Origin of the sequence: Flavimaribacter sediminis, from assembly GCF_019492055.1 — a bacterium.
Lineage (GTDB): Bacteria > Pseudomonadota > Alphaproteobacteria > Rhizobiales > Rhizobiaceae > Flavimaribacter > Flavimaribacter sediminis.
The window spans coordinates 62867-88125 of record NZ_JAICBX010000005.1; the positions used below are offsets into that span (position 1 = coordinate 62867).

The 25259-nt window shown below is 60.5% G+C and carries 25 protein-coding genes; 5 read left to right on the top strand and 20 right to left on the bottom strand.

Annotation, left to right across the window (positions count from 1 at the left end):
- Position 1: 1 nt before the first annotated feature.
- Complete coding sequence (locus K1W69_RS22250) at positions 2 to 994, bottom strand: Bug family tripartite tricarboxylate transporter substrate binding protein (protein WP_220230667.1); 993 nt, start codon at positions 992 to 994, stop codon at positions 2 to 4.
- Positions 995 to 1022: 28 nt separating this feature from the next.
- The gene (locus K1W69_RS22255) at positions 1023 to 1598 is read right to left on the bottom strand and encodes a DJ-1/PfpI family protein (protein ID WP_258571320.1); all 576 of its coding nucleotides are present in this window, start codon (positions 1596 to 1598) and stop codon (positions 1023 to 1025) included.
- A gap of 358 nt (positions 1599 to 1956) precedes the next feature.
- Here K1W69_RS22255 and K1W69_RS22260 point away from each other — a divergent pair, with 358 nt between their 5' ends.
- Complete coding sequence (locus K1W69_RS22260) at positions 1957 to 2595, top strand: LysE family translocator (protein WP_220230669.1); 639 nt, start codon at positions 1957 to 1959, stop codon at positions 2593 to 2595.
- 85 nt (positions 2596 to 2680) lie between these two features.
- Positions 2681 to 3490: a tetratricopeptide repeat protein gene (locus tag K1W69_RS22265; RefSeq protein ID WP_220230670.1), complete on the top strand. Its 810-nt coding sequence runs from the start codon at positions 2681 to 2683 to the stop codon at positions 3488 to 3490.
- Positions 3491 to 3544: 54 nt separating this feature from the next.
- Here the strand turns inward: K1W69_RS22265 and phnN are convergent, their stop codons facing one another.
- The 8 genes from phnN to K1W69_RS22305 form a co-directional block, all read right to left on the bottom strand.
- Complete coding sequence (gene phnN / locus K1W69_RS22270; RefSeq protein ID WP_220230671.1) at positions 3545 to 4156, bottom strand: phosphonate metabolism protein/1,5-bisphosphokinase (PRPP-forming) PhnN; 612 nt, start codon at positions 4154 to 4156, stop codon at positions 3545 to 3547.
- Positions 4156 to 5295 (bottom strand): alpha-D-ribose 1-methylphosphonate 5-triphosphate diphosphatase, encoded by a 1140-nt coding sequence (locus tag K1W69_RS22275; RefSeq protein WP_220230672.1) that lies wholly within the window; start codon positions 5293 to 5295, stop codon positions 4156 to 4158. Before K1W69_RS22275 ends, phnN begins: the two co-directional genes overlap by 1 nt.
- Before the next feature lie 26 nt (positions 5296 to 5321).
- Positions 5322 to 6029 carry a DUF1045 domain-containing protein gene (locus K1W69_RS22280; RefSeq protein ID WP_220230673.1) on the bottom strand — a complete coding sequence of 236 codons (708 nt, stop codon included), beginning with the start codon at positions 6027 to 6029 and terminating at the stop codon, positions 5322 to 5324.
- Between the two features lie 89 nt (positions 6030 to 6118).
- Positions 6119 to 7693 carry a phosphonate ABC transporter, permease protein PhnE gene (phnE, locus tag K1W69_RS22285; protein ID WP_220231013.1) on the bottom strand — a complete coding sequence of 525 codons (1575 nt, stop codon included), beginning with the start codon at positions 7691 to 7693 and terminating at the stop codon, positions 6119 to 6121.
- A gap of 22 nt (positions 7694 to 7715) precedes the next feature.
- Positions 7716 to 8678 carry a phosphonate ABC transporter, permease protein PhnE gene (gene phnE / locus K1W69_RS22290; RefSeq protein ID WP_220230674.1) on the bottom strand — a complete coding sequence of 321 codons (963 nt, stop codon included), beginning with the start codon at positions 8676 to 8678 and terminating at the stop codon, positions 7716 to 7718.
- Positions 8679 to 8759: 81 nt separating this feature from the next.
- A complete protein-coding gene (gene phnD, locus K1W69_RS22295) occupies positions 8760 to 9668 on the bottom strand; it encodes a phosphonate ABC transporter substrate-binding protein (protein ID WP_220230675.1) in 909 nt (302 codons plus the stop codon).
- A gap of 83 nt (positions 9669 to 9751) precedes the next feature.
- Complete coding sequence (phnC, locus tag K1W69_RS22300) at positions 9752 to 10573, bottom strand: phosphonate ABC transporter ATP-binding protein (protein ID WP_220230676.1); 822 nt, start codon at positions 10571 to 10573, stop codon at positions 9752 to 9754.
- 287 nt (positions 10574 to 10860) lie between these two features.
- Positions 10861 to 12255, bottom strand: a complete 1395-nt coding sequence (locus K1W69_RS22305; protein ID WP_220230677.1) for a mechanosensitive ion channel family protein — start codon at positions 12253 to 12255, stop codon at positions 10861 to 10863.
- Positions 12256 to 12518: 263 nt separating this feature from the next.
- Here K1W69_RS22305 and K1W69_RS22310 point away from each other — a divergent pair, with 263 nt between their 5' ends.
- Positions 12519 to 13601 (top strand): ABC transporter ATP-binding protein, encoded by a 1083-nt coding sequence (locus K1W69_RS22310; protein WP_220230678.1) that lies wholly within the window; start codon positions 12519 to 12521, stop codon positions 13599 to 13601.
- Between the two features lie 7 nt (positions 13602 to 13608).
- Here the strand turns inward: K1W69_RS22310 and K1W69_RS22315 are convergent, their stop codons facing one another.
- The 5 genes from K1W69_RS22315 to K1W69_RS22335 form a co-directional block, all read right to left on the bottom strand.
- The gene (locus K1W69_RS22315; protein WP_220230679.1) at positions 13609 to 14451 is read right to left on the bottom strand and encodes a carbohydrate ABC transporter permease; all 843 of its coding nucleotides are present in this window, start codon (positions 14449 to 14451) and stop codon (positions 13609 to 13611) included.
- Entirely contained in the window at positions 14448 to 15332 is an 885-nt protein-coding gene (locus K1W69_RS22320) for a carbohydrate ABC transporter permease (protein WP_220230680.1), read from the bottom strand. The genes K1W69_RS22315 and K1W69_RS22320 overlap by 4 nt, the downstream gene beginning before the upstream one ends.
- Before the next feature lie 61 nt (positions 15333 to 15393).
- Positions 15394 to 16674: an extracellular solute-binding protein gene (locus K1W69_RS22325; protein ID WP_220230681.1), complete on the bottom strand. Its 1281-nt coding sequence runs from the start codon at positions 16672 to 16674 to the stop codon at positions 15394 to 15396.
- Positions 16675 to 16726: 52 nt separating this feature from the next.
- Positions 16727 to 18235 (bottom strand): arabinosylfuranosidase ArfA, encoded by a 1509-nt coding sequence (gene arfA / locus K1W69_RS22330; RefSeq protein ID WP_220230682.1) that lies wholly within the window; start codon positions 18233 to 18235, stop codon positions 16727 to 16729.
- Positions 18236 to 18343: 108 nt separating this feature from the next.
- Positions 18344 to 19267 carry an ArsR/SmtB family transcription factor gene (locus tag K1W69_RS22335; RefSeq protein ID WP_220230683.1) on the bottom strand — a complete coding sequence of 308 codons (924 nt, stop codon included), beginning with the start codon at positions 19265 to 19267 and terminating at the stop codon, positions 18344 to 18346.
- A 274-nt stretch (positions 19268 to 19541) separates the two neighbouring features.
- Between K1W69_RS22335 and K1W69_RS22340 the strand changes: the two genes are divergently transcribed.
- Positions 19542 to 19934: a hypothetical protein gene (locus K1W69_RS22340; RefSeq protein ID WP_220230684.1), complete on the top strand. Its 393-nt coding sequence runs from the start codon at positions 19542 to 19544 to the stop codon at positions 19932 to 19934.
- Positions 19935 to 20045: 111 nt separating this feature from the next.
- A complete protein-coding gene (locus K1W69_RS22345) occupies positions 20046 to 21074 on the top strand; it encodes a DUF1775 domain-containing protein (RefSeq protein ID WP_258571290.1) in 1029 nt (342 codons plus the stop codon).
- A 70-nt stretch (positions 21075 to 21144) separates the two neighbouring features.
- On the opposite strand, the gene K1W69_RS22350 is transcribed toward K1W69_RS22345, so the two are convergent.
- From K1W69_RS22350 to K1W69_RS22370, 5 genes are read right to left on the bottom strand one after another with little or no spacing between them, the layout of a single operon-like run.
- Positions 21145 to 21765, bottom strand: coding sequence for a DapH/DapD/GlmU-related protein (locus K1W69_RS22350; RefSeq protein WP_370688292.1), 621 nt, complete (start codon positions 21763 to 21765; stop codon positions 21145 to 21147).
- Complete coding sequence (phnL, locus tag K1W69_RS22355; RefSeq protein ID WP_220230685.1) at positions 21765 to 22472, bottom strand: phosphonate C-P lyase system protein PhnL; 708 nt, start codon at positions 22470 to 22472, stop codon at positions 21765 to 21767. The genes K1W69_RS22350 and phnL overlap by 1 nt, the downstream gene beginning before the upstream one ends.
- 4 nt (positions 22473 to 22476) lie before the next feature.
- Positions 22477 to 23253: a phosphonate C-P lyase system protein PhnK gene (gene phnK / locus K1W69_RS22360; protein ID WP_220230686.1), complete on the bottom strand. Its 777-nt coding sequence runs from the start codon at positions 23251 to 23253 to the stop codon at positions 22477 to 22479.
- Positions 23250 to 24143 (bottom strand): alpha-D-ribose 1-methylphosphonate 5-phosphate C-P-lyase PhnJ, encoded by an 894-nt coding sequence (locus K1W69_RS22365; protein ID WP_220230687.1) that lies wholly within the window; start codon positions 24141 to 24143, stop codon positions 23250 to 23252. The genes phnK and K1W69_RS22365 overlap by 4 nt, the downstream gene beginning before the upstream one ends.
- Positions 24140 to 25258: a carbon-phosphorus lyase complex subunit gene (locus K1W69_RS22370; protein WP_220230688.1), complete on the bottom strand. Its 1119-nt coding sequence runs from the start codon at positions 25256 to 25258 to the stop codon at positions 24140 to 24142. The genes K1W69_RS22365 and K1W69_RS22370 overlap by 4 nt, the downstream gene beginning before the upstream one ends.
- Position 25259 lies beyond the last annotated feature (1 nt).

Sequence of the window (25259 nt, forward strand, 5' to 3'; positions counted from 1 at the left end):
TTCAGGGCCGTGTAATGCCCAGTTCTTCGGGGGACATCTTCGCATCGCCGCGATCATACAACCCCCAGGCCGCGGCGGCGATGGCCGGATCGGCCGATTTCATCGCCTCGTCTCCGGCAACCGGCTTTACCCCGCATCCGCGGGAAGTGCATAACTGCTGCAGTGCATCCGATCCGGACAAGGTTTCCGTCCACACGGATTCCAGCATGTCCAGCACCTCCTGCGGCACGCCGTCGGGCAAGTAGATTCCTACGAAGTTTTCCGCGGGCGGCAGGTTCGGCAGCTGTGCGGTGATCGGCGGAATGGACAAATCGCCGAGCTTGATCTCGGTCGTGCCGATGGCGGCCAGCGGCGTCAGCCGGCCGGCGCGGATCATTTCCGCCTGTTCCAGCGCGAGCTGGGTGGTGGCCTGCGCCTCTCCGGAGACGGTGGCGAGAATCGCCGGATTGCCGCCATCATAGACGATCTGCTTGGGATCGATATCGGCGGCCGTCGCAATCGCGGCCAGTCCCTGACCACCAGACGAATTCGGTCCCGCCGTCGCGATCAGCAGCTTGTCGCCGTCGGACTTCACCCGGGCGATGAAATCCTCGACAGAACCGATGCCGGTATCGGGATTTACGGAGAGCACCGACGACATGGAGGCGATGATGAACGGATGCCAGTCGTCGAAGGTCGTGTCTATCATCCCCATGATCTTGTAGGTGCCTATGTCGCGCACCCCGCCGGAAAGCCAGGTGTATCCGTCCTTCGGCGCATCGAGCACCGCCTGAGTTCCGACGGACCCATTGGCGCCGGGCTGGTTGACAACAACAACTTTCTGACCGAGGACCGGCTCGAGGTCCGCCGCCACCGCGCGAACTGCGAGATCGGTGACGCCACCGGGCGGATAAGGCACGATGACGGTGACCGGCTTTTCCGGCTTCCAGTCGGCCATTGCGACGCCGGCAGACACTGTCAGTGCTAGCGCGGCCATAATCATTCTGCTTATCATGGTTTCCTCCCTTTGATGATTGTCAGTGTCAGCCCGCCGCGGATGCGGCCGCCTGGCTTTTTCCCGCCTGCCACTCCTCTAGCAGCCGGATCCACGGGCCGACATAGTGGCCGTGATCGTGGAATGTTCGTCCCGAAACAAGATTCCCGTCGATGACACAGGGCGCGTTCACATAGATGCCGCCGCAGACCTCCAGGTCGAACTGGCACTTGGCGACCGTCGCCATGCGGCGTCCGCGGACCCGGTCGGCGCGCGCCGGGATCTCGACCCCGTGGCAGACGCTGGCGATCGGCTTGTCGGCGTCGAAGAAATGCTGCGTAGCGCGAATGAGATCTTCGTCGTCGCGAATATACTCCGGCGCGCGACCGCCGGAGAAGAACACGCCTGCGAAATCTTCCGGATCGACGTCTGTGAACGCGACGTCTGCGGCGAGCTGATAGCCTTCCCACTCGCGCGTGATCGTCCAGCCCGGGCGCACCTCGTGCATGACAAGCTGGTAGACACGTTTTTCAGGCGCGGCCACAACCGGCTCGAAACCGGCTTCCTGCAGCCGATAATAAGGATAAAGCGTATCGACTGTTTCCGAAGCGTCACCGATCGGCATAAGCACTTTGTTGCCTGAATTTTTCATTTTTTGAACACTGTTCCAAAATTGATTAATGGATCAATATCACCGCGAAGAGGCGTTATCAAGCCTCGAACTGCGACATGGTGTGGACAGATGCGAAGGGCTACAACACGGTTTGGGAAAGTAACTTGTCAGTCAGATGTCGGAGTTTTTCCAACTCGCTGCAGTTGGCGGATTACCTGAAAGACCTTTCTTCCTGGTTCCGCCACCGCATTCGACTCAATCCTCTTCTCACGACGAACGCGCGTCATTGCATGCCAACGCCGTGCGTTTTCGGTCTGATTATTGCATCCTCCTACTGAATGTGAAGCGGCGTCATCGGAAAGGCTTCCTCATGCTTGCAATCTTCGCACTGACATGGGCCGGCGTGCTTGCCGCCCAGATTTCTCCGGGACCTAATCTCGCCGCGGTCGCGTCCATCGGCCTTGCGCAGGGTCGGCGGCCGGCGCTCTTCGTCGTCGCCGGCGTCGCTTCGGGAATGCTTGTCTGGTCGTTGGCGACCGCACTCGGCCTCGGCGCGCTCATCGAGGCCTTTCCCGCATCGCTGCTGATCCTGAAGCTGGCCGGGGGCGGCTACCTGCTCTATCTCGGTCTCGAGGCTGCGCGCGCGATCATCCGGGGCGGCGGGAATGCGAAGATAAAACCGGATGAGCGCCCGCTGGGCAATGCTGCGGCCTGGCGGCGCGGCGTTCTCGTCGTGCTGACAAATCCCAAGGCGGCGCTGATGTGGGCCGCAGTGGCCTCGTTCCTTTTCGGACAGGCGTTGGGCCCGCTTCAGGTTCTCGCTTTCGGTCCTCTGGGCGCCCTGTCGGGTCTGGTGATTTACGGCGCCTACGCGTACCTGTTTTCCACCGGATTGGCGATGCGCGGTTACGCCCGCTTTTCCCGCTGGTTCGAGGGCGTGTTCGCCGCGGCGTTCGGCGCGATGGGCGCAAGCTTGCTTTGGTCGGGACTGCGCGACGCACAACGGTAGGCCGATGGATCGGACGCGCAGAGTGCCAAGACTCCGTCAACGCATGTTCAGTATGCCAGGCAACGCAAGGACAAGGATCAGCTGAATGCGTATTGTTTTTATTGCCTTTGGCATGTTCGCATTTGTCTCAGCATTCGCCTCCGCACAGGCCAGCGATTGGGACGACTGCGCAAAGGAACGCGACCTGAAGCTCAGTCTCGCCGGTTGCACCAAAGTCCTTGAAGCAGGCAAGGTCTCCGGCGAGCGGCTGGCGACGACCTACTATTATCGCGGGAATGTAAACCGCAGGCTCGGGAACCTCGACCAGGCAGTGGAGGACCTAAATCACGCCCTCGAACTCGATCCGAATTACAAGCATCCCTATATCGACCTTGGCCTGGTGGAGAAGACCCGTCACAATTACGAAAAAGCCATCGCCTACTACGACCTGGCGCTGGAAATCGATCCGGAATTCGCCAAAGCCTACTACAATCGAGGCAACGTATACTGGTATCAGGATCAGTATGATCGGGCGGTAATGGACTACGACCAGGCGATCGATATCGATCCGGACTACTACTTCCCCTATGTCGGTCGCGCCTGGGCGTTGTATGCCTTGGGCCACGACGAATTGGCGCTCCAGAACGCAGACAAGGCGCTGGAACTCCGTCCAGGGTATGGACACGCCCGCAACATCCGGGCGCTTGTCCTCAGCGTGTTGGGTCAATGGCAGGAGGCTCTACCGGAACTGGATGCTTTTATAATTGAGGAACATAAACCGGCTTTGGTGAAGAGGCTGCAGACCTCACTAATCGAGATGGGCTATTTTGACGGGCCGGTCGATGGCGCGTACGGCCAGAAAATGCGAAGCGCGCTGGAAGCCTGCCTGAAAGAACGATGCCGGCTGCTAAATTGACGTGCGGCGACCACGGAACAATCGCTCAAGCGACAGACTTACCGGTTTGAACCATTATCCTGTCTGCGCAACTGAACGACTGACCGCCTCGATCGCAGCGACAAGCGCCCTGCCCGCGTCTTCCAGCGCCCCGTTATTCTCGATGACGACGGCGTCGGCCATTTGCGCATCGCAATCAGGCTGACGCTCGAGACGCCTCAGGATCTCCGCCTCGCTCTCGCGACCGCGGCCGGCGAGCCGCCGGGCCAGAACATCCGGCCGCGCCGTCAGGCTGATGACGGTGAAGTTCGCATAGCGGGCGCGCAGGCCGTCGAGTGCGCCGCGCGACCCGTTGCAGATCGCGATGCGCCCGGAGCGCACGACCTCGTCGACCGAAACCGGCACGCCGTATTTCAGTCCGTGGGCGTCCCACCAGTGGGCGAAACCGCCGCGCGACAGTTCGGCGTCGAAGTCGGCGTCCGTGACCGGCCGGTGATCTTCGGTCTCGCCGTCGGCCGGGCGCGTGATCGCCCGCTGCACGAAGACGAAGCGCTCGTCGCCGTCAAGCGCGTTGCGAGCATGATTGAGAAGCGTGTCCTTGCCGGCTCCGCTCGGACCGACGACGGCGATGAAGGCGCCGCCGCCAATAGTCGCGCCTGCCGGGTCTGCCCCGTCGCCTGAACCCATCACACCACGCGCCGGCCTTCGCGCCAGACGGTGCGCACGATCGGGATCGCATGATCGACGCCGACCCGCACAAGGTCTCCGCGCTTGCCGATCGCGATTTCTCCGCGGTCGTCGAGACCGCAGGCCTTCGCCGGGTTCCTGGACACCATCTGTATCGCCTGCGGCAGGGAAATCGCGTCCACTTCGTTGTCGAGATGGAAGGCCGACTGGATCAGGCTGAACGGGATGTAGTCCGAGGACAGGATATCCAGCAGATTGTTTTCGGCGAGTTCGCGCGCCGCGATATTGCCTGAATGGGATCCGCCGCGCACGACGTTCGGCGCGCCCATCAGCACCGCCATGCCGGCCTCCTTCGACGCCTTGGCTGCTTCCATGGTAGTCGGAAATTCAGCGACGTGAATGCCTTGCTGCACGGCTTCCTCGACATGCTCCAGTGTCGCGTCGTCATGGCTCGCCAGTACGATGCCGCGTTCCTTGCAGGTCTCGGCGATGATGCCGCGATTGCGGTCGGAATTGGCCTCCGACTGGGCGATGCGAAGTTTGCAGAAATCCTGGAATTCCTGCTCCGTCATCTTCAGTTTGCCGCGGTAATAGACAGCGTATTGCTCGATATCGCGAAACTGCCGCTGGCCCGGCGCATGGTCCATCAGCGAGGCCATGCGCACGCGCGGATGCCCGTCGAAACCCTGAAACTGCTGGTGGCAGTTGGGCGCCGAAACCTCGCAGCGCAGATGCAGGTAATGGTCGGCTCGCAGGCTGCCCTTCTCCGAACTGTCGTCGATCGCGTTGGCCAGAACCAGCATTTCCTCGGCCGTCAGGTCCGCGTCGTGGTCCATGCCGACGCGCAGGGCGTCGAGAACGGTGGTGATGCCGGACGAGCAGATCTGCGCGTCATGCGCCAGCACGGCTGCGAGCGGATTCCAGCGCACCTTCGGGCGCGGCGCGTAGTGACCTTCCAGATGGTCCGTATGGAGCTCGACTAGGCCCGGGATCAGGTAGTCGTTGGCGAGATCCTCGGCGGAGGGAACCGAGGTGTCGGTCGAGATATCTGCAATCTTCCCGTCGCGCACGACGAGCGTCCCTTTCTTGACTTCGTCGTCGAGGACAATTCTGGCGTTCTTCAATATCAGTTCGGACATGTTTCCGTTTCTACTCTAAAACCCGCTCATGCAGTTCGGCGCTGATCCAGTCGCCCCAGCGGGTGAAGCGAATGGACCGAAAATGGCGCGCCCGTTTCGTCCTCAACGAAAAGGGCGATATTGTCGACTTCGACAGGCTCGCTCAGCACCGGATCAAAGAAGGCGTGCAGCGCCTGCTCCACCCGGTCTCTTTCAGCCCGGTCGACCGGACCTGAAAGCGTCATGTGGAATCGGAATTCCTCGAAGACGTATGGATAACCCCAACGCTGCAGGTTTTCCAGCTGGGCGGCCGTCAGACTGTCGGGATTGCGCCGCTCCAGTTCCGCCTCGCTCGGCGGCGCCCGGAAATCATCGAATTCCCGCACAATGCGCGCCGCAAGATCATGAAGATCGGGGACCGGTTCGCTCGGTGTGAGCGCGAAGAACGGTCCTATCCTGCTGATCTCCATGCGTGGAATCTCGAAAGGTTTGACCGTGTCGGAGAACCGCATCAGCTTCCTGAGCAGGTCTTCCTCCGTGCGGCCCTCGGCCAGCGCGAACGGCGCTTTCAGCGTTCCATGAAAACCGTATCGTCTGGGAGCTGCGGTATGAAACGCAATCTCGGCCGAATTGAGGCCTGTGATCGCTGGCGCCTCGACCGTCTGTCCGGTAAAGACATCACGGCCGAGCCAGTTCGTCGCGACCCTGTTGAGAGGGTCGTTCATAGGCGGGACAAAATAGATTGCATATCGCATTCTGTCTTCCTCGAATGACGGTGATTCTGGCTGATTTTCGCTGGTCTAACTGATTTGCATGACAGTTTCATGCACGATTTCCGAAACGGTCAGACCCGTTCACCGCCCTGGCCCATCAGGCGGCTTCGGATGGCGTTGGAAATATTGTCGAAAACGAACACCGTGATGAGGATGAGTATTACCATATAGGCGACGTTTTCCCAATCGGCATTCGTGCGCATGGCTTCCCAGAGTTTGAGGCCAATGCCGCCGGCGCCGACGGCGCCGATAATGGTCGCCGAGCGGGTGTTCGATTCCCAGAAATACAGTGATTGGCTGGCGAAAAGCGGCAGCACCTGCGGAATGACGCCGTAGCGCTGAACGAGGACGGGCGACGCGCCGACGGACCGGATGCCTTCACGTTGCCTGTCGTCGATATTTTCCAGCGCCTCGGAATAGAGCTTGCCCAGCGTTCCGGTGTCGGTGAAGAAGATCGCCGAGATACCGGCCAGCGGCCCCGGCCCGAAAGCCCGCGTGAAGAACAGCGCCCAGATTAGCATGTCCACGCAGCGCAGGAAGTCGAAGAAGCGCTTCAGCCCCTGGTTGACAAGACGGCTGGGCGTAATGTTGCGGGCCGCCGCAAAGGACAGCGGAAAGGCGAGGAATGTGGCGAACAGCGTTCCGACGAAGGCCATGACGATGGTCTGCAGCAGCTTGATCCATACGTCGAGGTGTTGCCATTCGCCGTTGTAAAGGAAGTTGTTGAAGGCAAGCGCCGCGTTCGACATTTCCGGATCGATCCGGTCGGACGAGAAGATCAGACCCACGACTTCCGTAAAACTCTTGCCCCAGAACGGTGAATAGGTGTCGAACCAGAAGTTTTCCCAGCCAAGGAAGCGCTTGCGTATCTTCACCTCGTCGCTTTCGACCTCAAGCCTTCCGGCAAAACCGAAACTCATCTTGATGTCGCCGCCGGCTTCTCTCTGTGCGGCCCATTCGGGCAGCGCGCCGCGGGCGTTGACCGATACGTCCGGAACAACGTCGATCACCAGTTCCTGACTTTCATAGACCACCGTCACGAGCCCGGGAACGATTAGAACTTGCGCGCCGCCAATCTCGAGATCGACCTTGGTCGTGACGACTTCCGTCACCGTTTTCATCTCCGGTTCGGCGGCTTCGGTCGTCTCGCCGGCGCCGGCGGCCTGCGTTCCGGGCGCCATGAAGCTGCCTGAACTTTCCTCCGAGTCGGCGCCGCCTTCCTGTGAGCCAGGCGCGCCTTCCACCATGAAGCTGCCGGTGCTGGAAAAGGCGCTGTTTTCCGTTCCGACGCCTGCGCCTGCCTCAACTTCGACCTGGCGCTCCACCTGTTCATTGGTCTTCTGGAGCCACGCGGGATCCGGGTCTGAGCCGAGCGGCGAGAAACGCGGAAACTCGACGGCGAGATAATCGCCGTCATATTCGACGTCGGGTCTCACCTCGTAGCTTACCCAGTCTGACAGATAGGCGCCGGCGATGTCCCAACGCCCTTCCGAAAAGGCTTTGCCGAAACCGAAGAAGAACCAGGAGAAGATCAGATAGGCGACAATAACGACGGCGGCGATAGGCGCGCGATAACGCTTGAAGAAAGGCTGTTCGAAGACATCCGGATATTTGGCGGCGGCGGCGTCAACGGACTGTGCGGACATGGTGTTCATTGTTGGTCTGACCTCATGCCCCGAAAGCGAACGCTTGTTCGCCGACGATTCGCTTGCGCAGATAGGCCGACAACTGGTCGACGGCGACGATCGTGAAAAACAGCAGAATGACAATGGCCAGGGTCTTCGCCTCGTGGCCGCGGCTGATCGAAAGTCTCAGCGATTCGCCGATGCCGCCGCCGCCCACGGCGCCGATGATCGTCGATGCGCGGACATTGATCTCGAACCTGAGCAGCGCATAGGAGAGGAAATTCGGCATGACTTGCGGCACGATGCCGAACCACACCCGTTCCACCCAGTTGCCGCCTGCGGCGCGCAGGCCCTCGTCAGGGCGCATGTCGGCGTTCTCGACCACCTCGAAATACATTTTGCCAAGCGCGCCGATCGTATGGATCGCAACGGCGATGACGGCAGGGATCGGCCCGAGTGAGAGAACTGCGAGGAAAAAGCCGGCGATCACGATCTCCGGAAAGGCGCGCAGGAGTTCCATGAAGCGGCGCACGAAGAAGCGAAGCCACCGGCGGGTCGTCAGGTTGGACGCAGCCAGGAAACACAGAATAAACCCGAAGAAGAAGCCGGTCAGGGTCGCCAGCAGCGCGATATTCAGCGTCTCGAACATCTTGTAGAAATATTCGGGAACGTAGAAATTCTCGGTGATGTAATAGCGCCCGTCGGGATAGTTGAATTTCAGGCTGCCGTCTTCATAAGGCGTCGGAAGATCGAAAAGCGCGCGCGGCACCTCCAGCCAGTCGCGCGGGATGAGATCGCCGACGAAATCGAAGAAATGCGGAAGGCGGTCGAAGAATTTTCCGGCGTTGGTCTCGTTCGCGAACCAGAGCGAGAAAAACAGAATGACGGCGAGCGCCAGGACGCCGCCCCAGGTGTAGAGCCTCTTCCAGAACTGCATCTCCTGCCAGTGACGCTCAACGAGCTGTCCTTCGGGAGAGAGGTGGACCGACGGCAACGAGGCGCTCATGCAGGGCTATCCGTTTCAGGCAGGAAAAGTGTCGCCGTCGCGACCGGGCGGTCGCGACGGGAATTGTCTTGGAGCTGGCGATTAGCTGCCGATCTTCGCCTTGCGAGCGGCGATGATGGTCTTGTAGAAGTCTTCGTCCACTTCGGTGAAGCCTTTGTAGTCACCGCCCTGGATGGCGCTGAAGCACTCCGGATCGCTTTCCGGAAGGGCCATCATAAACGCCTTGAACTTCTGCTTCATGTCGTCGTCCATGGACGTGCGGACAACGATCGGTCCGTTCGGGATCTGCGGCGACTGCCAGACCTGGACGAGATCGCCCATGTCGAGGATGCCCTTGTCGACCATCTTTGCCAGGTTGCCGGAGGTGTAGCCGTCTTCGAACTTGCCAACGCCGGAAGCCCAGGTTGTGCCGGCGTCAAAGTTGCCCTTCACGACTTCGAGAACGAGGTTCTCGTGGCCGCCACCGAAGCCGGTCTCAGCGAAATATTCTTCAACCGGCATGCCGATGTCGCCCGGCAGCGAAACGGACGGAACGAGGAAGCCGGAGGTGGAGTCCGGATCGGCGAAGCCGAGCTTCTTGCCCTTCATGTCTTCCAGCGTCTTGATTCCGGAATCCTTGCGGGCGACCATGACGGAGTAGTAGCCGGTGGAGCCGTCGGTCTGGATCGTGGTGAGGATCGGCTCAACGGCCTTGGGGTCGGTGAGGTAGACCTTGGCGTAGCCGGAAGCGCCGAGTTCGGCGTAGTCGAGCGTGCCGCCGAGCAGGCCCTGGATCACGCCGTCATAGTCGGCGGCGGGGAAAAGCGATACTTTTTCAACGCCAATGGCTTCCGGCAGGGTGTCGGTAAGGCACTGGAAGTTGCGAAGGCGGTCAGCTTCGTTTTCACCGCCCAGGATTCCGATGCGGAATACTTTCAGGTCCTCGGCCTGAGCTGAGCCGACAGCGATCGTCAGCAGTGCGGCTGTCGCCAGAAGGGCTTTCTTGAACATGGGTTTCTCCTGTTTGTCCCAGTCTTGGGTTTGCAAGTCGATGGGCCCTTGACGCGGGCAAGGCGATCCCGGCTGCCTGCCGCTCAAACGGCGTGCTGTAGCGAGCCGACCGATGGGGTTGACGCTTTGTCCTTGATGCTGGTCGAGGTGATGTCTTCGGACAGCTCTTCGGCTGCGGCGCCATAGATCATGCGCACGGCTTCCGATGTCAGGTTCTCTGCAGGTCCGTCGAAGACGACCTCGCCGGCGGCCATGCCGATCACGCGTTCGCAATAGTGTCTGGCCGTGTCGAGCGTATGCAGATTGGTGATGACGGTGATGCCTTCTTCCTGATTGATATTGTGCAGGGAGTCCATCACGACCTTGGCGTTGAGCGGATCGAGCGAGGCGATCGGTTCGTCCGCGAGAATCATCTTGGGTTGCTGCATGAGCGCGCGGGCGATGGCGACGCGCTGCTGCTGGCCGCCGGAGAGCGTGCCGGCGCTCTGCAGCGCGGTCTGGGCGATGCCCAGGCGCTCAAGCGCCGAGATGGCCATGGCCCTCTCTTCCTTGGAAAACGAGCCAGTCAGATTCAAAAGGGTCGACCGATAATTCAGTCGACCCAGAAGCACATTGGTCAGAACGTTGAGGCGTGGCACGAGATTGAACTGCTGAAAGATCATCGCGCAGTCGCGCTGCCAGTTCCTGAGCGCGGCGCCCCTCAGTTCCGTGATTTCCGTCTGATCGAAACGCACCGACCCGCTGCTCGGATCGATCAGCCGGTTCAGCATTCTCAGAAGCGTCGACTTGCCTGCGCCGGATCTGCCGATCACGCCGACCATCTGTCCTTTCGGGACGGTGATCGTCACGTTGTTTACTGCGGCGTATCCGCCAAAACGGCGGGTAACGTTCTCAAGCTTCAGCATGTCTGTCCCTGAACAGTAGGCGGGCTTTGTCATGCATCGGTTAGTGGGTCGACGTGAACGCGGCGTGTCATTTTTGTTACGGAAATATTACAATCCACAACGCCGTCTGTTGAACGGCGCATTGCTGTGCACAAGACCGGCAAATGCCCGGATTTTGAGCGGTCAAACCCCAAGCTTACCCCGCAGGGCGTTGCTTGCGCTCACCCTCACGCCGGGAGGCGGCGAAGGCGCGAAACGGTTCGGCGCTGTTTAAAGCCCCTGAGGAAATCCGTCCGCAGCAGCGCGCGTCACTCGTTCTTTGTTTCAACCTGCGCGGGGCGGCGGATGTGAACGTCCTGCTGCGGATAGGGAATGGAAATGCCGTTTTCGTCGAAGCGTTCCTTGACCTGCTGCGTCAGGTCCCAGAAGACCGTCCAGTAATCGGACGTCATGGTCCAGGGCCGGCAGACGAAATTCACCGAACTGTCGGCGAGTTCGTGCACGCGGATCACCGGCTCGGGGTCCTTGAGAACCAGCGGATGGTTCTTCACCGTCTCTTCGATCACGCGCGCGGCCAGCGGTATGGAGTCCTCGTAGGAGATACCGAACACGAGGTCCACGCGTCGCGTCAGGCTCGCCGTCACATTGGTTATCACGTTGCCCCACACGTTCTTGTTCGGAATGACGATGATCTGGTTGTCGGGCGTGGCCACCGTCGTCGCAAAAATGTTGACCGCCCGGACCGTTCCGGCAACGCCCCCGACATCGACGAAATCGCCCTGGTCGAAGGGCTTGTTGATCATGATCATCATGCCGCTGGCCAGATTGCCGAGCGTGTCCTGAAAGGCGAACGCCATAATGAAGGATGCGCCGCCTATCAGGGCGAACACCGGCGTGATGTCGACGCCCAGCGCCGAAAGCACAACCATCAGGCCGATTGCGAACACCACCCAGTATATGACGGCGACGAGAAAGGCCTGCAGCAGTTTCGACAGGTTGGGCACGTGCCCGATCCAGCGATTGGCGACGCCCCTGCTTACACGCGAGACGAAAAGCAGGGCCAGGATCGCGGCTGCCAGGATCAGCAGGTTCATGCCGATCTTCAACCCGCCGTCCCAGGCGAAAAGCCATGCCCTTGCCTGCGACAGAAGCGTCTTGAAGTCCGCCTGGCGCGTCTCCTCAACGATGATCGCATTCTGGTAGGCGCGGTAGCCGGCGATCGCGTCCGGGTCGCCGCCTTTCTTTTCCCAGGCCGAAATGACCTTGGAATATTTGTCGAAGAGCGCCCTTCGCTCGTGGGTCAGTTCCGTCAGCTTTTCCCTTGCCGCAGTTTCGACTTCGCCGTCGGTTCTGGATATCGCGATCTGGGCCGCCATGACCTCCTCGGTCTTGCCCTTCACGATCGCGAGCCACTCATCAGCAAGGGCGGCCAGTTCATCCTTCGTCAGCGGGACAAGCCGATATTCGAGTTCGGCTGTGTCTATTCCCGGTGTTTTGACGTGCGAGGAAAGACCGGTTTCAGCGTCCTTGTCGTCCGGATCGGTGTTCTGCTCGACGATCGCGTCGACAACCCGCTCCTCGACGCCGCCATCGGCGTTGTCCGCCTGCGCAAGAGTAGCGTTCGTTGCGAGCGCGAGACAGATCATCATGACGAATCCCATCACAACGAGCCGGCTTGCGCTGTTGAAAAATCTGGAAACCATGACCCTGTCGCCTCCCGGGTAATGCTGCACTACCCGGCAGCAATGCTGCAGTTGATATGGTTTTTCTATGTTCGCACTGTACGAACGCAGGCGACATCTTAACCCAAAATTGCATTTTTGACACCGGCGGCGGCGTTCGGACCACCCGGCGACGACGCGCTGATTGCTTGATTGACAGTCCAACTGATGGTCCAGCCCGTTAAATATCTTGACTCTGGATGCATACCCGAAATGATGATTTTATAGTCGATGAGGAGGAATCGATGTCAGATATCGAATTGGCGAATGTCTCGAAGAGTTTCGGCAGTGTGAAAGTCATCGACGGTCTTTCGCTGGTGGTGAATTCGGGAGAGCTTGTCGTCTTCCTCGGCCCTTCCGGATCGGGCAAGTCGACGCTGCTTCGCATGATCGCCGGCCTCGAGACGATCGACAGCGGGACTCTTACCATCGGCGGCGAACGGAGCGAGCACCTCGCCCCCGGCCAGCGCGGCGTGGCGATGGTGTTCCAGAACTACGCGCTCTATCCGCATATGTCGGTGCGCGAGAACATGGCGTTCGGGCTCCAGAATATCGGCATGGCGGGCAGCGAGATAGAACGCCGTGTCAGGGATGCAGCCCGTACTCTGGAAATGGAGGAACTGCTGGAGCGACGTCCCGCACAGCTCTCGGGCGGGCAGCGGCAGCGCGTGGCGATCGGCCGCGCAATCGTAAAGGAGCCGAAGGCCTTCCTGTTCGATGAGCCGCTCTCCAATCTCGATGCGGCGTTGCGCGTGCGCACACGCGTTGAAATCGCGGAACTGCATCAGCGCATCAAGGTCACGATGATCTACGTCACGCATGACCAGACCGAAGCAATGACGCTTGCGGATCGCATCGTGGTGCTGAACGACCGGCAAATTGAACAGATCGGGACGCCGATGGAAATCTACTTGCGGCCCGCATCGCGTTTCGTTGCAGGCTTCGTCGGCAGTCCCGGAATGAACTTCCTGCAAGTTGAAGTGACGGAGAGCGACAATTCGGTCGCCCGGCTCGCCGACGGGACGGTGGTGCCTCTTCAAGTCGATCATCCCGGCTGCGGCTCGTACGAACTCGGCATCCGGCCGGAAGCCATACGCGTTGTCGTCGCCGGCGGCGGCGATCACGCCACGACCCGCGCCACGGCAGGCGTCGTGGAGAGGCTGGGCGAACGCACGCTTGTCTATTGCACCTTGCGTGACGGTAGCGAACTCGTCGCGCAGGACAGTGGTCGTTCACAGGTCGCGCCGGGCGACGAAATCGCACTGAGTTTCGACCCATCCGCAGTGCATCTCTTCGACCACAAGGGACTTGTCTATCACGCGCACTGAGCCGGGATCAGCCCTTGATCCCGGCTGAAAGCGTGATCGCCTCGGTGACCCTGCGCTGGAAAAGAAGATAGGCCAGCGCGACCGGAAAACCGGCCAGCACCGCGGCCGCCAGTTCGCTCGCATAATAGACGCCGAAACTGTCGTTGGTTTGGGTGATCCCCACCGTGATCGTCATCATGTCGGTCCTGGTAACCGCGAGGAACGGCCACAGGAAGGCGTTCCAGGCCCAGATGAACGTTACGATCGAAAGCGCGGCGGTCACTCCCCAGTTCATCGGAATGTAGACCTTGAAGAGGATTCGCCATTCGGAAGCATTGTCCATGATTGCGGCTTCGCGGAAATCAGTCGGCACCTGGTCGAAAAACTGCTTGTAGACGATGATGATGACCGGATGGATAAGCTGCGGCAGGATGATCCCGGCCCAGGAGTTCAGCAGGCCCATATTGGCCATCAGCACGAAGTGATTGATGATGAGAACCTGGGTCGGCACCATGAAACTGGCGAGGATCAGCCACCAGAGGGGGCGCCTGAGCGGAAATCGCAGCTGCGAGATCGCATAGCCTGCGAAGACCGAAGTGCCGACTGTCAGAACCGTGACGCCGATCGCGGTGGCGATCGAGTTCATGTACCAGTAGCCGATCTGGGTCTGCGTCAGGGCAAAGACATAGTGTTCGAACGTCAAATTATCCGGCCAAAGTTCGATATAGGCCCGCACGACTTCGTCGTCGGGTTTCAGGGAACTCACGATCCCCCAATAGATCGGAAACGCCCAGAGCACGGCGCAGATCACGGTGACGAGCGTGATCGCAAAACCAATGGCGTTGAAACGGTGGGGTGACGCCAGGTTCATTTGTTGCGGCTTCCTGAAAGCCGCATCAGCTGAAAGTTCAGGACTGAAACGACGATCACGATCAGAAACAGAACTACGGCTGCGGCGGCGGCGCGGCCGCCCTGGTCCCGCTCGAAGGCGCGCTGGAAAATGTAATAGACCATGACGAGATTGTCGTTCGGCCTGCCGCCGTCGGAAAACAGGTAAACCTGGTCGAAGATCTTCAGTTGAAGGATGAGTTGAATGGTCAGCACCAGCGAGGTCACAGGCCATAGCAGCGGCCAGGTCACCTTGCGAAAGGTTCGCCAGCGGCTGGCGTTGTCGAGCGAAGCCGCCTCGTAGATCTCCCGTGGAATGGCGCGCAAGCCGGCGAGGAACAAAAGGATCGAGAAGCCCGCCGTCCACCAGATCGTCACGAAGGCCACGGCGGGCATGAACCAGCCGGTTACCTTGAAGATCGGGACGCGGTCTATTCCAACCAGGTCGAATGCATGCATGGCGATGCCGAACTGGAAATTCAGCGTCCAGTCCCAGAGCCGGTAGACCACCGAAACCGGCAGGATGTAGGGAAGGAAAAAGAGCGCCAGGACCAGCGCCTGAAGGCGTCCTGACAGGCGGCTGACGCCGAGAGAGATCGCCAGCGCGATCATGGCGCCGGGGATCACCGTCAGCGCGACGAAATAGGCGGTGTTCCAGAGCGCCGTATTGAAGCGGCGATCGCCCGGCAACCGGCCATAATTGTCAGTTCCGAGAAAGTCGCCGGGGCCGATGAGCGGCGCATCGGTGAAGGAAAGATGGAAGAGCTGCGCCGTTGGATAAATGAAAATGAGCCCGTAGATCGCGACGAACGGCGCGATCAGCAAATAGGCGACCAGCGCTTCTTTCCTGGGATTGCGGATCAACTTCCTTCCCCTTGCGCCGAAAAATCAGGAGCGGCGCAAAGGCCGCTCCTGAGGGAGGACTTTACTGCATGTCGTTCAGTTCGTACTGGATTTCGTCGACGGCCTTGGCCGGCTCCATTTCTCCGTTGAGCGTCGGCACAAAATAGGTCGACATGACGTCGAAGATCGGACCGGCGATGCCTGCGAGAGGCGTCTTCGGATCGAAGATCATGTTCTCGGTCAGGCTCGAATAGGTGGCGTTTGGCTCCATCGTCTTGTACGCGTCTGACGCCGTTACCGGACCGTAGGCGGGAATATGACCCGCCGTCGCCCAGAACAGCGAGTTCTTCGATATCCAGCTCATCACCTCGAGCACGGCGTCGCGCTTCTCGGCGCTCATTTCCTTGCCCTTGTTTGCCGGGATAGCGAAGGCGTGGCTGTCAGCATAGGTCGCCGGATGGTCGAAGATCACTGGCAATTCGACGGCGCCCCATTCAAACAACTTCCCTTCCTTGTGCAGATCGACCATGGTTGGCACTTCCCACACGCCGTTGATCATCATCGCTGCGTCGCCCGTGGTGAAAAGCGCAACGGTCGCCGGATAGTCGGTATAGGTCGACTGCAAGCCCTCGTTCGTCCATTCCGCCAGGGTCGCGAGTGCGTTTTCCAGTTTCTTTTTGTTGTCGCCAGCCAGGAATTCGCCATCCGTCATCAGTTCGCCGTCCTGCTGGCCCATCAGCGAATAGATCGTGCGGAACATGAAATTGCCGTCCGCCGTCACGCTGCCGAGAGGGAATTTTACGGCGCCGGTTTCCTTCAGCGCCTGCAACATGGCGGTAAAGTCTTCACGACTGCCCATGCCCTTCGGCGTTCCGTCTTCGGTCAGAAGACCTGCTTCGCCAAGCACGTCCTTGTTGTAGTAAAGGACGATCGGATGGGTGTCGATCGGCACCGCATATTGCTTGTCGTCGATGGTGACGGCGTTCCAGGTCGCATCCGCGTAGTCGTCTTTCGACAGCCCCATCTTCTTCCAGTCCGCGGGCGTAATCTCCTGCAGGAGGCCCTGCTTGACGGCAAGCGGAATGCGGCTGGCGTGATATGTCATGATATCAGGCGCCTCACCGACAGCGACTGACGTCTGCACCTTTGCGTAGAAGGGAACGCCCCACTCCAGGGTCGTGGCGTCGATCGAGATCTGTCCTTCGTGGGCGGCGTTGAAATCCGAGATCATCTGCTTCATGCGCACGCCGTCGCCGCCGGCGAGGAAATCCCACCAGACAACGGTTTCCTGCGCCTGGGCCGAGGTCGTCATCAACGCCACGGCGACCAGCGCAGTCTTTGCAATAATGCCATTTTTAAACATCTGCTTCTTCCTCCCTGCGTATGCGGCCCTGCGGGCCGCGGTAAAGTCGTTACTAGAGCCGGACCCTGATCATCGAATAGGAATGCGCTGGCGCGGAAACCACAAGCTTGCCGCCCGAGATGAAAGCTCCTCTCTTCGTCTCGGGCTTTACGGCGTCCGGATTCGTCTCTGTGTTCGTCGCCTCCAGATCGTCATGCTTTATCAGCGTGTGCTCGACCAACTTCGCCTCCCCGAAGCCTTCGATCGAAATGGTAATATCCATCGGTTCCCCGCCGTTGCGGTTGACGGCGAAAAAGGTCAGCGTGCCCGCATCGCCGTCGTGGACGCCGGCAATGTCCAGGTAGTCCACGCCATTGGCTATGTCGGCGTCATAGGACGGGCAGTCGACGTCGAGCCGCAGCGCCGCGCCGCGCCCGTAAAGCGAGGCGAACTGGAAAGGATAATAGATGGTCTGCTTCCACGCGGCGCCGCCCGGCGCGGTCATGATCGGCGCAATGACGTTTACAAGCTGGGCTATGCAGGCAATGCGAACGATATCAGAACGCCGGATGAAAGTGTTGAGTATGCAGCCGACCTGAAGCACGTCCTCGAAATTGTAGACATCCTCAAGCAGCGCAGGAGCATGAGGCCAGCCCCATTCCTTCATGCGTTTGGCGTCATTCTTTCGCTCGTGGTACCAGACGTTCCATTCGTCAAATGAAATCCTGACGTCGTTTGTGGCGCGCCGCTTCGCCTTGACGTAATCGATGACGCCGCCGACCGTGCCGATATACCGGTCGAGTTTTTCGGGCATCGCAAGAAATTCCGAAGTGTTCTTTTCGTAGTTCTCGAAATACATGTGCAGCGAGATGTAATCGACCTGTTCGTAGGTGCTTTCCAGCACGGTCGCTTCCCATTGCGGGTAGCTGACCATGTCGGAATGCGAAGAGCCGCACACCACGAGTTCGAGTTTGTCGTCAAAGGCGCGCAACGCCTTGGCTGTCTCGTTGGCGAGATGACCGTACTCGGCGGCGCTCTTGTGACCGACCTGCCATGGGCCGTCCATCTCGTTGCCCAGGCACCATAGCCTCACGTTCCAGGGGTCTGCGCGGCCGTTCCTCTTTCGAAGGTCGGACCAGTAGCTGCCGCCCGGATGGTTGACGTATTCGACGAAGTTGCGGGCTGCGTCCAGACCACGGGATCCGAGATTGACGGCCAGCATCATTTCGGTGTTGGCGGCTTGCGCCCATTCTGCAAATTCATGGATGCCGACATGGTTCGATTCAGACGTGTGCCATGCCAGATCCAGCCGGGTCGGACGCTCCTCCTTCGGACCAATGCCGTCTTCCCAGTTGTAGGCGGAAACGAAGTTGCCGCCCGGGTAGCGACATATCGGCGTGTCGAGGTCGCGAACCAGATCGATAACATCGCGGCGCATGCCGTTTTCGTCCGCGGTCGGGTGATCGGGTTCGTAGATGCCGGTGTAAACGGCGCGTCCCAGATGTTCGAGAAACGATCCGTAGAGGCGCCTGTCGATATCCGCGATCACATAGCGCGCATGCGCAGTGACGTGTGCCTCCACGTCGCTCCTCCCATATTTAAAACGCATTTTCCGGTTTATACCGGATATGATGTTATAATAAGCGCCGGGAGATGTGGTTCGTCAAGCCAATTTCGTAAAATTGCTCGATCAGGTTGCAATACGCAGTACGATGTCCTGGTCGTAATTGCCGAATCCCCTGCCGAAAATGTTCATGCCGCCAGGGTGTTCGGCGTCTTCCTTCACGCCGATGCGCATGCGAATGGAGTGGTGCTTGTCGATCATCAGGTCGTCCAGGGTTACGTCTGAAATCCGCACGCCGTCGATATAGCTGCCGCTGCCGTTGATTCGCCAGTTCTTCAGTTTGCCGTATTGTGAGCCGGCGAGTTTCCACCAGTTGGGCGTATAGACGCCGCGCTTGTCTCCGAAGTCGCCCGGCGAAGTCCATGTTCCGATATCGACCCCGTTGACCTGGAGGAAAATGTCGGAAGGCCAATCCGCCGCCGTGCCGGGCACCTCGGAGCTCAGCTCCATTGAGAATTCCAGCGCTGTCGGCCTGGTGCGATTGAGCTTGGTGTTGTTGGGAAACTGGTATTCGACATAACCTCTGGTGAACCAGAGAAGTCCTGCTTTCATGCGGTCCGGCTCAAGAAATGTATTCGGCACATCAAGCAGCCCGATGACGCCATCGGCCGAGCAAAGTCCGCACGGTCCCGCCACCTCGCAAGTGGTATAGAGACCGAGCGGCATCGAAACCTCAATGGTGCCGTCGTCCGCCTCCGGAAGTGGATCGCGAAATCCCACCAGGATTTCTGTGAAAGCCGTCCGGCAGACCTTCTGACTGCCCTTGCGCGCCTTGCGGCTTTCGGTCGTCACGAGGCCCGCATCCTCCAGAACCTGCAGGTTGGAGGAGACCGTCGACTGGGGAAGTCCCAGCTTCTCGGCAATCTGGTTGACGTTCTTTTCCTCGCCATCCCGGAGGAGCTTGAGAATCGAGACGCGCACCTCGCTCGCGAGGCCCCGGATGAGGTCCGGCCGCTCCGATGGATCTACTACAAGGACTTTTCCGCTCATGTCTGGCCCGTTTGATACGCAACAGAATGATGCATATCAGCATACCTGATACAAATAAAGCGTCGGCAACTTGCGTGATTTGGCGCCAGGCCTCACGTTCACAAGGATTTAGACTGCTGTATCGTCCGCCATTAAGAAAACAGGAGATCTTCATTCTCCATCGCGGTTCCCGCGGCCATTTCCAGCTGTTTCTGGCGAGATGTCCCCTCGGCGACGCTCGGACGCCGATTGTCGCATTGCCTATCGCCGCGATTTCCACTAAGCGCTTTCAACCATGACCGCGCAATTCGCCAAACGGGACATCAAGCTGCCGGCAATGTTGATTGCCGTCGCCAGCATCGTTTTCCTGCTGGCCTGGCCGATGCTGCCGCGCACGGTTCTTGTCACGAACAATGGCGAGGTCGCGGATCTTTCAGCCTATGTGCTGCCCGACGGCTCGCTGCCGTTTCTCTGCGCGGCAACCGGCGGCGACGATCCCGCTGGCGGGTACCGTGCGCATTGTCCGCTCTGCACACTGTCGAAAATCCTCGGTCCGCCGTCCCGCGAACCGGCGATCCTGCGCGTGGCGCGCTTTGCTCCCGTTGCGCCTCCGCTCTACATCGAACCGCAAATTTCAACCCGTGTCGTCCCCGGCCTGGGTTCCCGAGCGCCGCCCTCCATCGTCTGATTGACGAAGACAGGGCTCCGGCCCGTCCAGCGTCACCCGAATTTCCTGCAAACTTTTAAAAAGGACATTGCTGCCGATGCGCCGCATGCGCATGCAGCATGGAGGTACAAGATGAAATTGACAAAATCCGCCATGGCGTTCACCGCCGCCCTTTTCGCCCCGACCATGGTCGCCTCTCTCGCCCCCTCGCTGGCCCATGCCCACGCCACGCTCGAGCAGGGTCAGGCGTCTATCAACAGCTACTACAAGGCGGTGATGCGCATCCCACACGGATGCGACGGCCAGGCGACCCTGAAAGTCCGCATCACGGTTCCTGAAGGCATGGTTAGCGCAAAACCGATGCCCAAACCCGGCTGGGAACTGGAAACCGTCAAGGGCGACTACGAAAACACCTACACCCTTCACGGAAGGGAGATCACGTCCGGCGTGAAGGAAATCGTCTGGACCGGCCAGCTTGAGGACGATCACTACGACGAGTTCGTCTTCCAAGCACGGCTTGCAGACACGCTGCCTGTCGGTGAAACAGTCTACATCCCCACCGTCCAGGAATGCATGAAGGGCGAAGTGGCCTGGATCGAGATCCCGGCGGAAGGCCAGGATCCGCATGCGCTGGCGCATCCGGCTCCGGGTCTGAAAATCGCAGCGGCGGAAGGCGGTGATGGACATGGCGCCGGCCACGACCATGGCGCCTCGCATGGAGATCACGGCATGGAGATCATCAAGGTCGGCGATCTGGAAATCGACCAGCCCTATGCCCGCGCCGCGCCGCCCAACGCGCCGGTTTCCGCCGGATACATGGTCATCAGGAACACCGGCGCCGAAGGCGATCGTCTCGTCGGCGGATCTGTAGACTTCGCCGATCATCTTGAGGTCCATGAAATGAAGATGGACGGCGACGTCATGAAGATGCGCGAACTCTCCGACGGCCTGGAAATCCCGGCCGGCGGCGAGGTCGTGCTCAAACCCGGCGGCTTCCACATCATGTTCATGAAGATGAAGGAGCAGCTCAAGCCCGGCGAAACCCGTAAGGTCACGCTTGAATTCGAGAAGGCCGGAACCGTCGAACTGGAATTGCCGGTTCGCGACATGAAGGGCGGTCACGGATCGCACGACCATTCCGGTCACTCGAAGTCGAACTGACGGGCCTCGCGCCTGAGCGATGGCGAGGAGACCGCTACTGCGCCTCCACGCCCACGCGACTGGCGAAAGTTCAAATCGCCCGGGCGTATTTCTCGACAAAGGCTTCCGCGTCAAGCGCGCGGAAGTCGGCCAGCGCCGCATGCAGCCGGTCGTGGCTCCAGTCCCACCAGGCGAGCGCTTCCATCGCCGCGCCCGTGGCGGCTGAAAACCGCTCCCGGATCAGCTTCGCCGGCACCCCGCCGACAATCGTGTAAGGCGCAACATCCTTTGAAACGACGGCTCCAGCGCCCACTACAGCGCCATTTCCGACGGTGACGCCCGGCAGCAAGGTTGCGCCGTGGCCAAGCCAGACATCATGACCCACTGTCACGGAGTTCTCGCGTCGCCAGTTGAAGAAGTCCTGCTCGTGCTCGGCGCCTTCGAAATAGTCGCCGGCCCGATAGGTGAAATGGTGCAGCGTCGCGCGCCAGGTCGGGTGATTGGTGGCGTTGATGCGCACATGGCTTGCAATATTAACGAATTTTCCGATGGTGGCGCTCCAGATTTCGCTGTCGCGCATCACGTAGGAATAGTCGCCCATCTCGCATTCTGCGATCTGGCAGCGTTCGTCCACTTCCGTATAGCGGCCAAACGTGCTGTCGCGCACCCGGGCGGTTTCGTGGATCAGCGGTTCAACCGACAGTTTTTTCATCAGGCCGCCTCGCCCACGGCGCGGAACTCGCTGACGTCGATCGTGCGATCGGCCACTGCGGCGCGCACTTCGGCGTCGTGGAAGATGCCGAGGAGCGCTACGCCAGCTTCCTTCTTGGCGCGGATGAGGTCAATAACGACGGCCCGGTTCGCCGCGTCCAGCGACGCCGTCGGCTCGTCCAGCAGCAGCACCGGGTGGCTGGTGATGAAACCACGGGCGATGTTGACGCGCTGCTGCTCGCCGCCGGAGAAGGTCGCCGGCGGAAGCGACCAGAGGCGTTCCGGCAGATTGAGTTGCGCCAGCAGTTCACGCGCCCTTGTCATCGCCGCATCCTGCGATGCGCGCTGGGCGATCAGCGGCTCGGCTACCACATCGACGGCTGCGACGCGCGGCACCGTGCGCAGAAACTGGCTGACATAGCCGATCACGTCGCGTCGCAAGGCCAACACCATGCGCGGATCGGCGCTGGCGATATCGACGGTGCGATCGCCATGCGTGATCAGGATCTGCCCCTCGTTCACGCTGTAGTTGCCATAGAGCATCTTGAGAATGGAGCTCTTGCCGACGCCCGACGGCCCGCCCAGCACGACGCATTCGCCGGCGGCGACGGAAAAATTGACGTTGTCCACCACCGGCAGTTTCACGCCGCTGCGCAGATGCATGGTGAAACTCTTGGAAACTTCCGAAACAACCAAAGGGGTAGCCATGTTTCTAAACCTGCAGAATGGAGGAAACGAGGAGTTGGGTGTATGGCTCCTGCGGATCGTCGAGCACGCGATCCGTCAGCCCGTGTTCGATCACGTGGCCGTCCTTCATCACCAGCATGCGATGGGACAGAAGCCGCGCCACGGCGAGATCGTGGGTCACGACGATCGCCGAAAGGCCGAGATCGGCGACCAGCGAGCGCACCAGGTCGAGAAGGCGCGCCTGCACGGAGACGTCCAGGCCACCAGTCGGCTCGTCCATGAAAACCAGCCGCGGTCCGGTCACCAGATTGCGGGCGATCTGCAGGCGCTGGCGCATGCCGCCCGAAAAATCCCGCGGCTGATCGTCGATGCGATCGACGTCGATCTCGACCCGGCCCAGCCAGTCGCCGGCGGCGGCGCGGATCTTTCCGTAGTGGCGATCGCCGACCGCCATCAGCCGTTCGCCGACATTGGCGCCGGCCGAAACCGTCATGCGCAGGCCATCGGCCGGGTTCTGGTGGACGAAACCCCAGTCGGTGCGCATCAAAAGCCGCCGCTCGGCCTCGCCCATACGGTAGAGATCGCGCATCTGACCGTCGCGCATGCGGTATTCCACCGTTCCCGAAGTCGGCGGCAGCCGCGTTGAAATGCAGTTGAGCAGCGTCGTCTTGCCAGAGCCGGATTCGCCGACAACCGCCAGCACTTCGCCCGGCCACAGCGAAAAGGTCACCTCATCGCAGCCGATCCGGCCGCCATAATATTTCGTAACCGCGTTGACGCGCAACAGGGGCTGGTCGCTCATGAGTGCATCTCCGGGGCTTCTGCGGCAAGCGGTCCGCGATGGCCTTCCTCGCGGCGCTTCTCGCAATGATCAGTGTCGGAACAGACGAACATGCGCCCGCCCTTGTCGTCGAGGATCACCTCGTCCAGATAGACGCCTTCCGCGCCGCACAGCGCGCAGGGCTGGTCGAATTTCTGGACCTCGAACGGATGGTCCTCGAAATCGAGGCTGACGACCTCCGTATGGGGCGGCAGCGCGTAAATCCGCTTCTCGCGCCCCGCGCCGAAAAGCTGCAGCGCCTCCGACATATGCATCTTCGGATTGTCGAATTTCGGCGTCGGCGACGGGTCCATCACGTAGCGCCCCTCCACCTTCACCGGATAGGCGTAGGTCGTGGCGATATGCCCATTGCGCGCGATGTCCTCGTAGAGCTTCACATGCATGAGGCCGTATTCCTCGAGCGCATGCATCTTGCGCGTCTCGGTCTCGCGCGGCTCCAGATAGCGCAGCGGTTCGGGGATCGGCACCTGGTAGACCAGCACCTGTCCCTTTCTTAAGGTTTCTTCCGGAATGCGGTGCCGGGTCTGGATCACCGTCGCGTCCTTCGTGTGGGTGGTCACGGCGACATTCGCAACGCGTTGGAAAAAGGCGCGGATCGAGACGGCGTTCGTTGTGTCGTCGGCGCCCTGGTCGATGACCTTCAGGACGTCGTCCGGTCCGAGGATGGCGGCCGTGACCTGCACGCCGCCAGTGCCCCAGCCATAGGGCATCGGCATTTCACGGCTTGCGAATGGCGCCTGATATCCGGGAATGGCGATCGCTTTCAGGATCGCGCGCCGGATCATGCGCTTCGTCTGTTCGTCAAGATAGGCGAAATTGTAGGTCGCCATGTCGGTCTGCTGCATGGTCATTCGGCCGCCTCCAGCGTGTCGCCGCCGTTTCCTTCCCGCTTTTTCTGGTTTTCCTCGTATTCCGCGCGCATGCGCCGCACGAGATCCAGTTCGGCCTGGAAGTCGACATAGTGTGGCAATTTCAGATGCTCGACGAAGCCTGTCGCCTGAACATTGTCCGAGTGGGAAATCACGAATTCCTCGTCCTGCGCCGGCGCGACGATATCCTCGCCCAGCTCTTCGGCGCGCAGAGCGCGGTCAACCAGCGACATCGCCATCGCCTTGCGCTCGCTCTGGCCGAAGACCAGCCCGTAGCCGCGGGTAAATTGCGGCGGAGATTTCGCCGACCCCTTGAACTGGGTCACCATCTGGCATTCCGTCACCTGGATTTCGCCGAGACTGACTGCAAATCCCAGTTCGGGAACGTCAAGCAGCACCTCCACCTCGCCAATGCGGATCTCCCCGGTAAAGGGGTGCGTGCGGGCGTAGCCGCGCTGGGTCGAATAGCCGAGCGCCAGCAGAAAGCCTTCGTCGCCGCGCGCCAGCGCCTGGAGCCTTATGTCGCGTTCCATCGGAAACTCCATCGGCTCACGGGTCAGGTCGCCGGTGCGGTGATCGTCCGGCAATTCGCCATCGCTTTCGATCAAGCCTTCATCAGCGAGGATTTCTGAAACACGCGGCGTGCGGCCGGTCTCGGCCTCCGCTGCAATTCCTTCTTCCACCTCCCCGTCCGTCATCAGATCGGGATCGAGAAGCCTATGCGTGTAGTCGAAGGTCGGACCCAGAAGCTGCCCGCCGGGGAGGTCCTTGTAGGTCGCGGAAATCCGACGCTCGATGCGCATCTCCGACGTGTCGATCGGCTCGCTGTAGCCGAAGCGCGGCAGGGTCGTGCGATATGCTCTGAGAAGGAAGATCGCCTCGATCATGTCGCCGCGCGCCTGCTTCATGGCGAGAGCCGCCAGTTCGCGGTCGTAGAGCGAAGCCTCGCTCATGATCCGGTCGACGCCGAGCGCGAGCTGTTCGACGATCTGATCCAGGCTGACTGCGGGCACCGACCGGTCGCCGCGCCGTCTGTCAGCGAGCAACCGATGGGCGTTGTTGATGGCTTTCTCGCCGCCTTTCACTGCGACATACATG

Bases quoted from the DNA above. Each gene is read 5' to 3' on its own strand.
- K1W69_RS22345 (WP_258571290.1), top strand. From the start codon at position 20,046: ATGAAATTGACAAAATCCGCCATGGCGTTCACCGCCGCCCTTTTCGCC.
- K1W69_RS22325 (WP_220230681.1), bottom strand. From the start codon at position 16,674: ATGTTTAAAAATGGCATTATTGCAAAGACTGCGCTGGTCGCCGTGGCG.
- K1W69_RS22250 (WP_220230667.1), bottom strand. From the start codon at position 994: ATGATAAGCAGAATGATTATGGCCGCGCTAGCACTGACAGTGTCTGCC.
- K1W69_RS22305 (WP_220230677.1), bottom strand. From the start codon at position 12,255: ATGGTTTCCAGATTTTTCAACAGCGCAAGCCGGCTCGTTGTGATGGGA.
- phnL (WP_220230685.1), bottom strand. From the start codon at position 22,472: ATGGCTACCCCTTTGGTTGTTTCGGAAGTTTCCAAGAGTTTCACCATG.
- K1W69_RS22335 (WP_220230683.1), bottom strand. From the start codon at position 19,267: ATGAGCGGAAAAGTCCTTGTAGTAGATCCATCGGAGCGGCCGGACCTC.
- K1W69_RS22265 (WP_220230670.1), top strand. From the start codon at position 2,681: ATGCGTATTGTTTTTATTGCCTTTGGCATGTTCGCATTTGTCTCAGCA.
- phnE (WP_220230674.1), bottom strand. From the start codon at position 8,678: ATGAGCGCCTCGTTGCCGTCGGTCCACCTCTCTCCCGAAGGACAGCTC.
- phnD (WP_220230675.1), bottom strand. From the start codon at position 9,668: ATGTTCAAGAAAGCCCTTCTGGCGACAGCCGCACTGCTGACGATCGCT.
- K1W69_RS22255 (WP_258571320.1), bottom strand. From the start codon at position 1,598: ATGCCGATCGGTGACGCTTCGGAAACAGTCGATACGCTTTATCCTTAT.
- phnC (WP_220230676.1), bottom strand. From the start codon at position 10,573: ATGCTGAAGCTTGAGAACGTTACCCGCCGTTTTGGCGGATACGCCGCA.
- K1W69_RS22370 (WP_220230688.1), bottom strand. From the start codon at position 25,258: ATGTATGTCGCAGTGAAAGGCGGCGAGAAAGCCATCAACAACGCCCAT.
- phnE (WP_220231013.1), bottom strand. From the start codon at position 7,693: ATGTCCGCACAGTCCGTTGACGCCGCCGCCGCCAAATATCCGGATGTC.
- K1W69_RS22365 (WP_220230687.1), bottom strand. From the start codon at position 24,143: ATGACCATGCAGCAGACCGACATGGCGACCTACAATTTCGCCTATCTT.
- K1W69_RS22280 (WP_220230673.1), bottom strand. From the start codon at position 6,029: ATGCGATATGCAATCTATTTTGTCCCGCCTATGAACGACCCTCTCAAC.
- phnN (WP_220230671.1), bottom strand. From the start codon at position 4,156: ATGGGTTCAGGCGACGGGGCAGACCCGGCAGGCGCGACTATTGGCGGC.
- K1W69_RS22310 (WP_220230678.1), top strand. From the start codon at position 12,519: ATGTCAGATATCGAATTGGCGAATGTCTCGAAGAGTTTCGGCAGTGTG.
- phnK (WP_220230686.1), bottom strand. From the start codon at position 23,253: ATGAGCGACCAGCCCCTGTTGCGCGTCAACGCGGTTACGAAATATTAT.
- K1W69_RS22275 (WP_220230672.1), bottom strand. From the start codon at position 5,295: ATGTCCGAACTGATATTGAAGAACGCCAGAATTGTCCTCGACGACGAA.
- K1W69_RS22315 (WP_220230679.1), bottom strand. From the start codon at position 14,451: ATGAACCTGGCGTCACCCCACCGTTTCAACGCCATTGGTTTTGCGATC.
- K1W69_RS22340 (WP_220230684.1), top strand. From the start codon at position 19,542: ATGACCGCGCAATTCGCCAAACGGGACATCAAGCTGCCGGCAATGTTG.
- K1W69_RS22350 (WP_370688292.1), bottom strand. From the start codon at position 21,765: ATGAAAAAACTGTCGGTTGAACCGCTGATCCACGAAACCGCCCGGGTG.
- K1W69_RS22260 (WP_220230669.1), top strand. From the start codon at position 1,957: ATGCTTGCAATCTTCGCACTGACATGGGCCGGCGTGCTTGCCGCCCAG.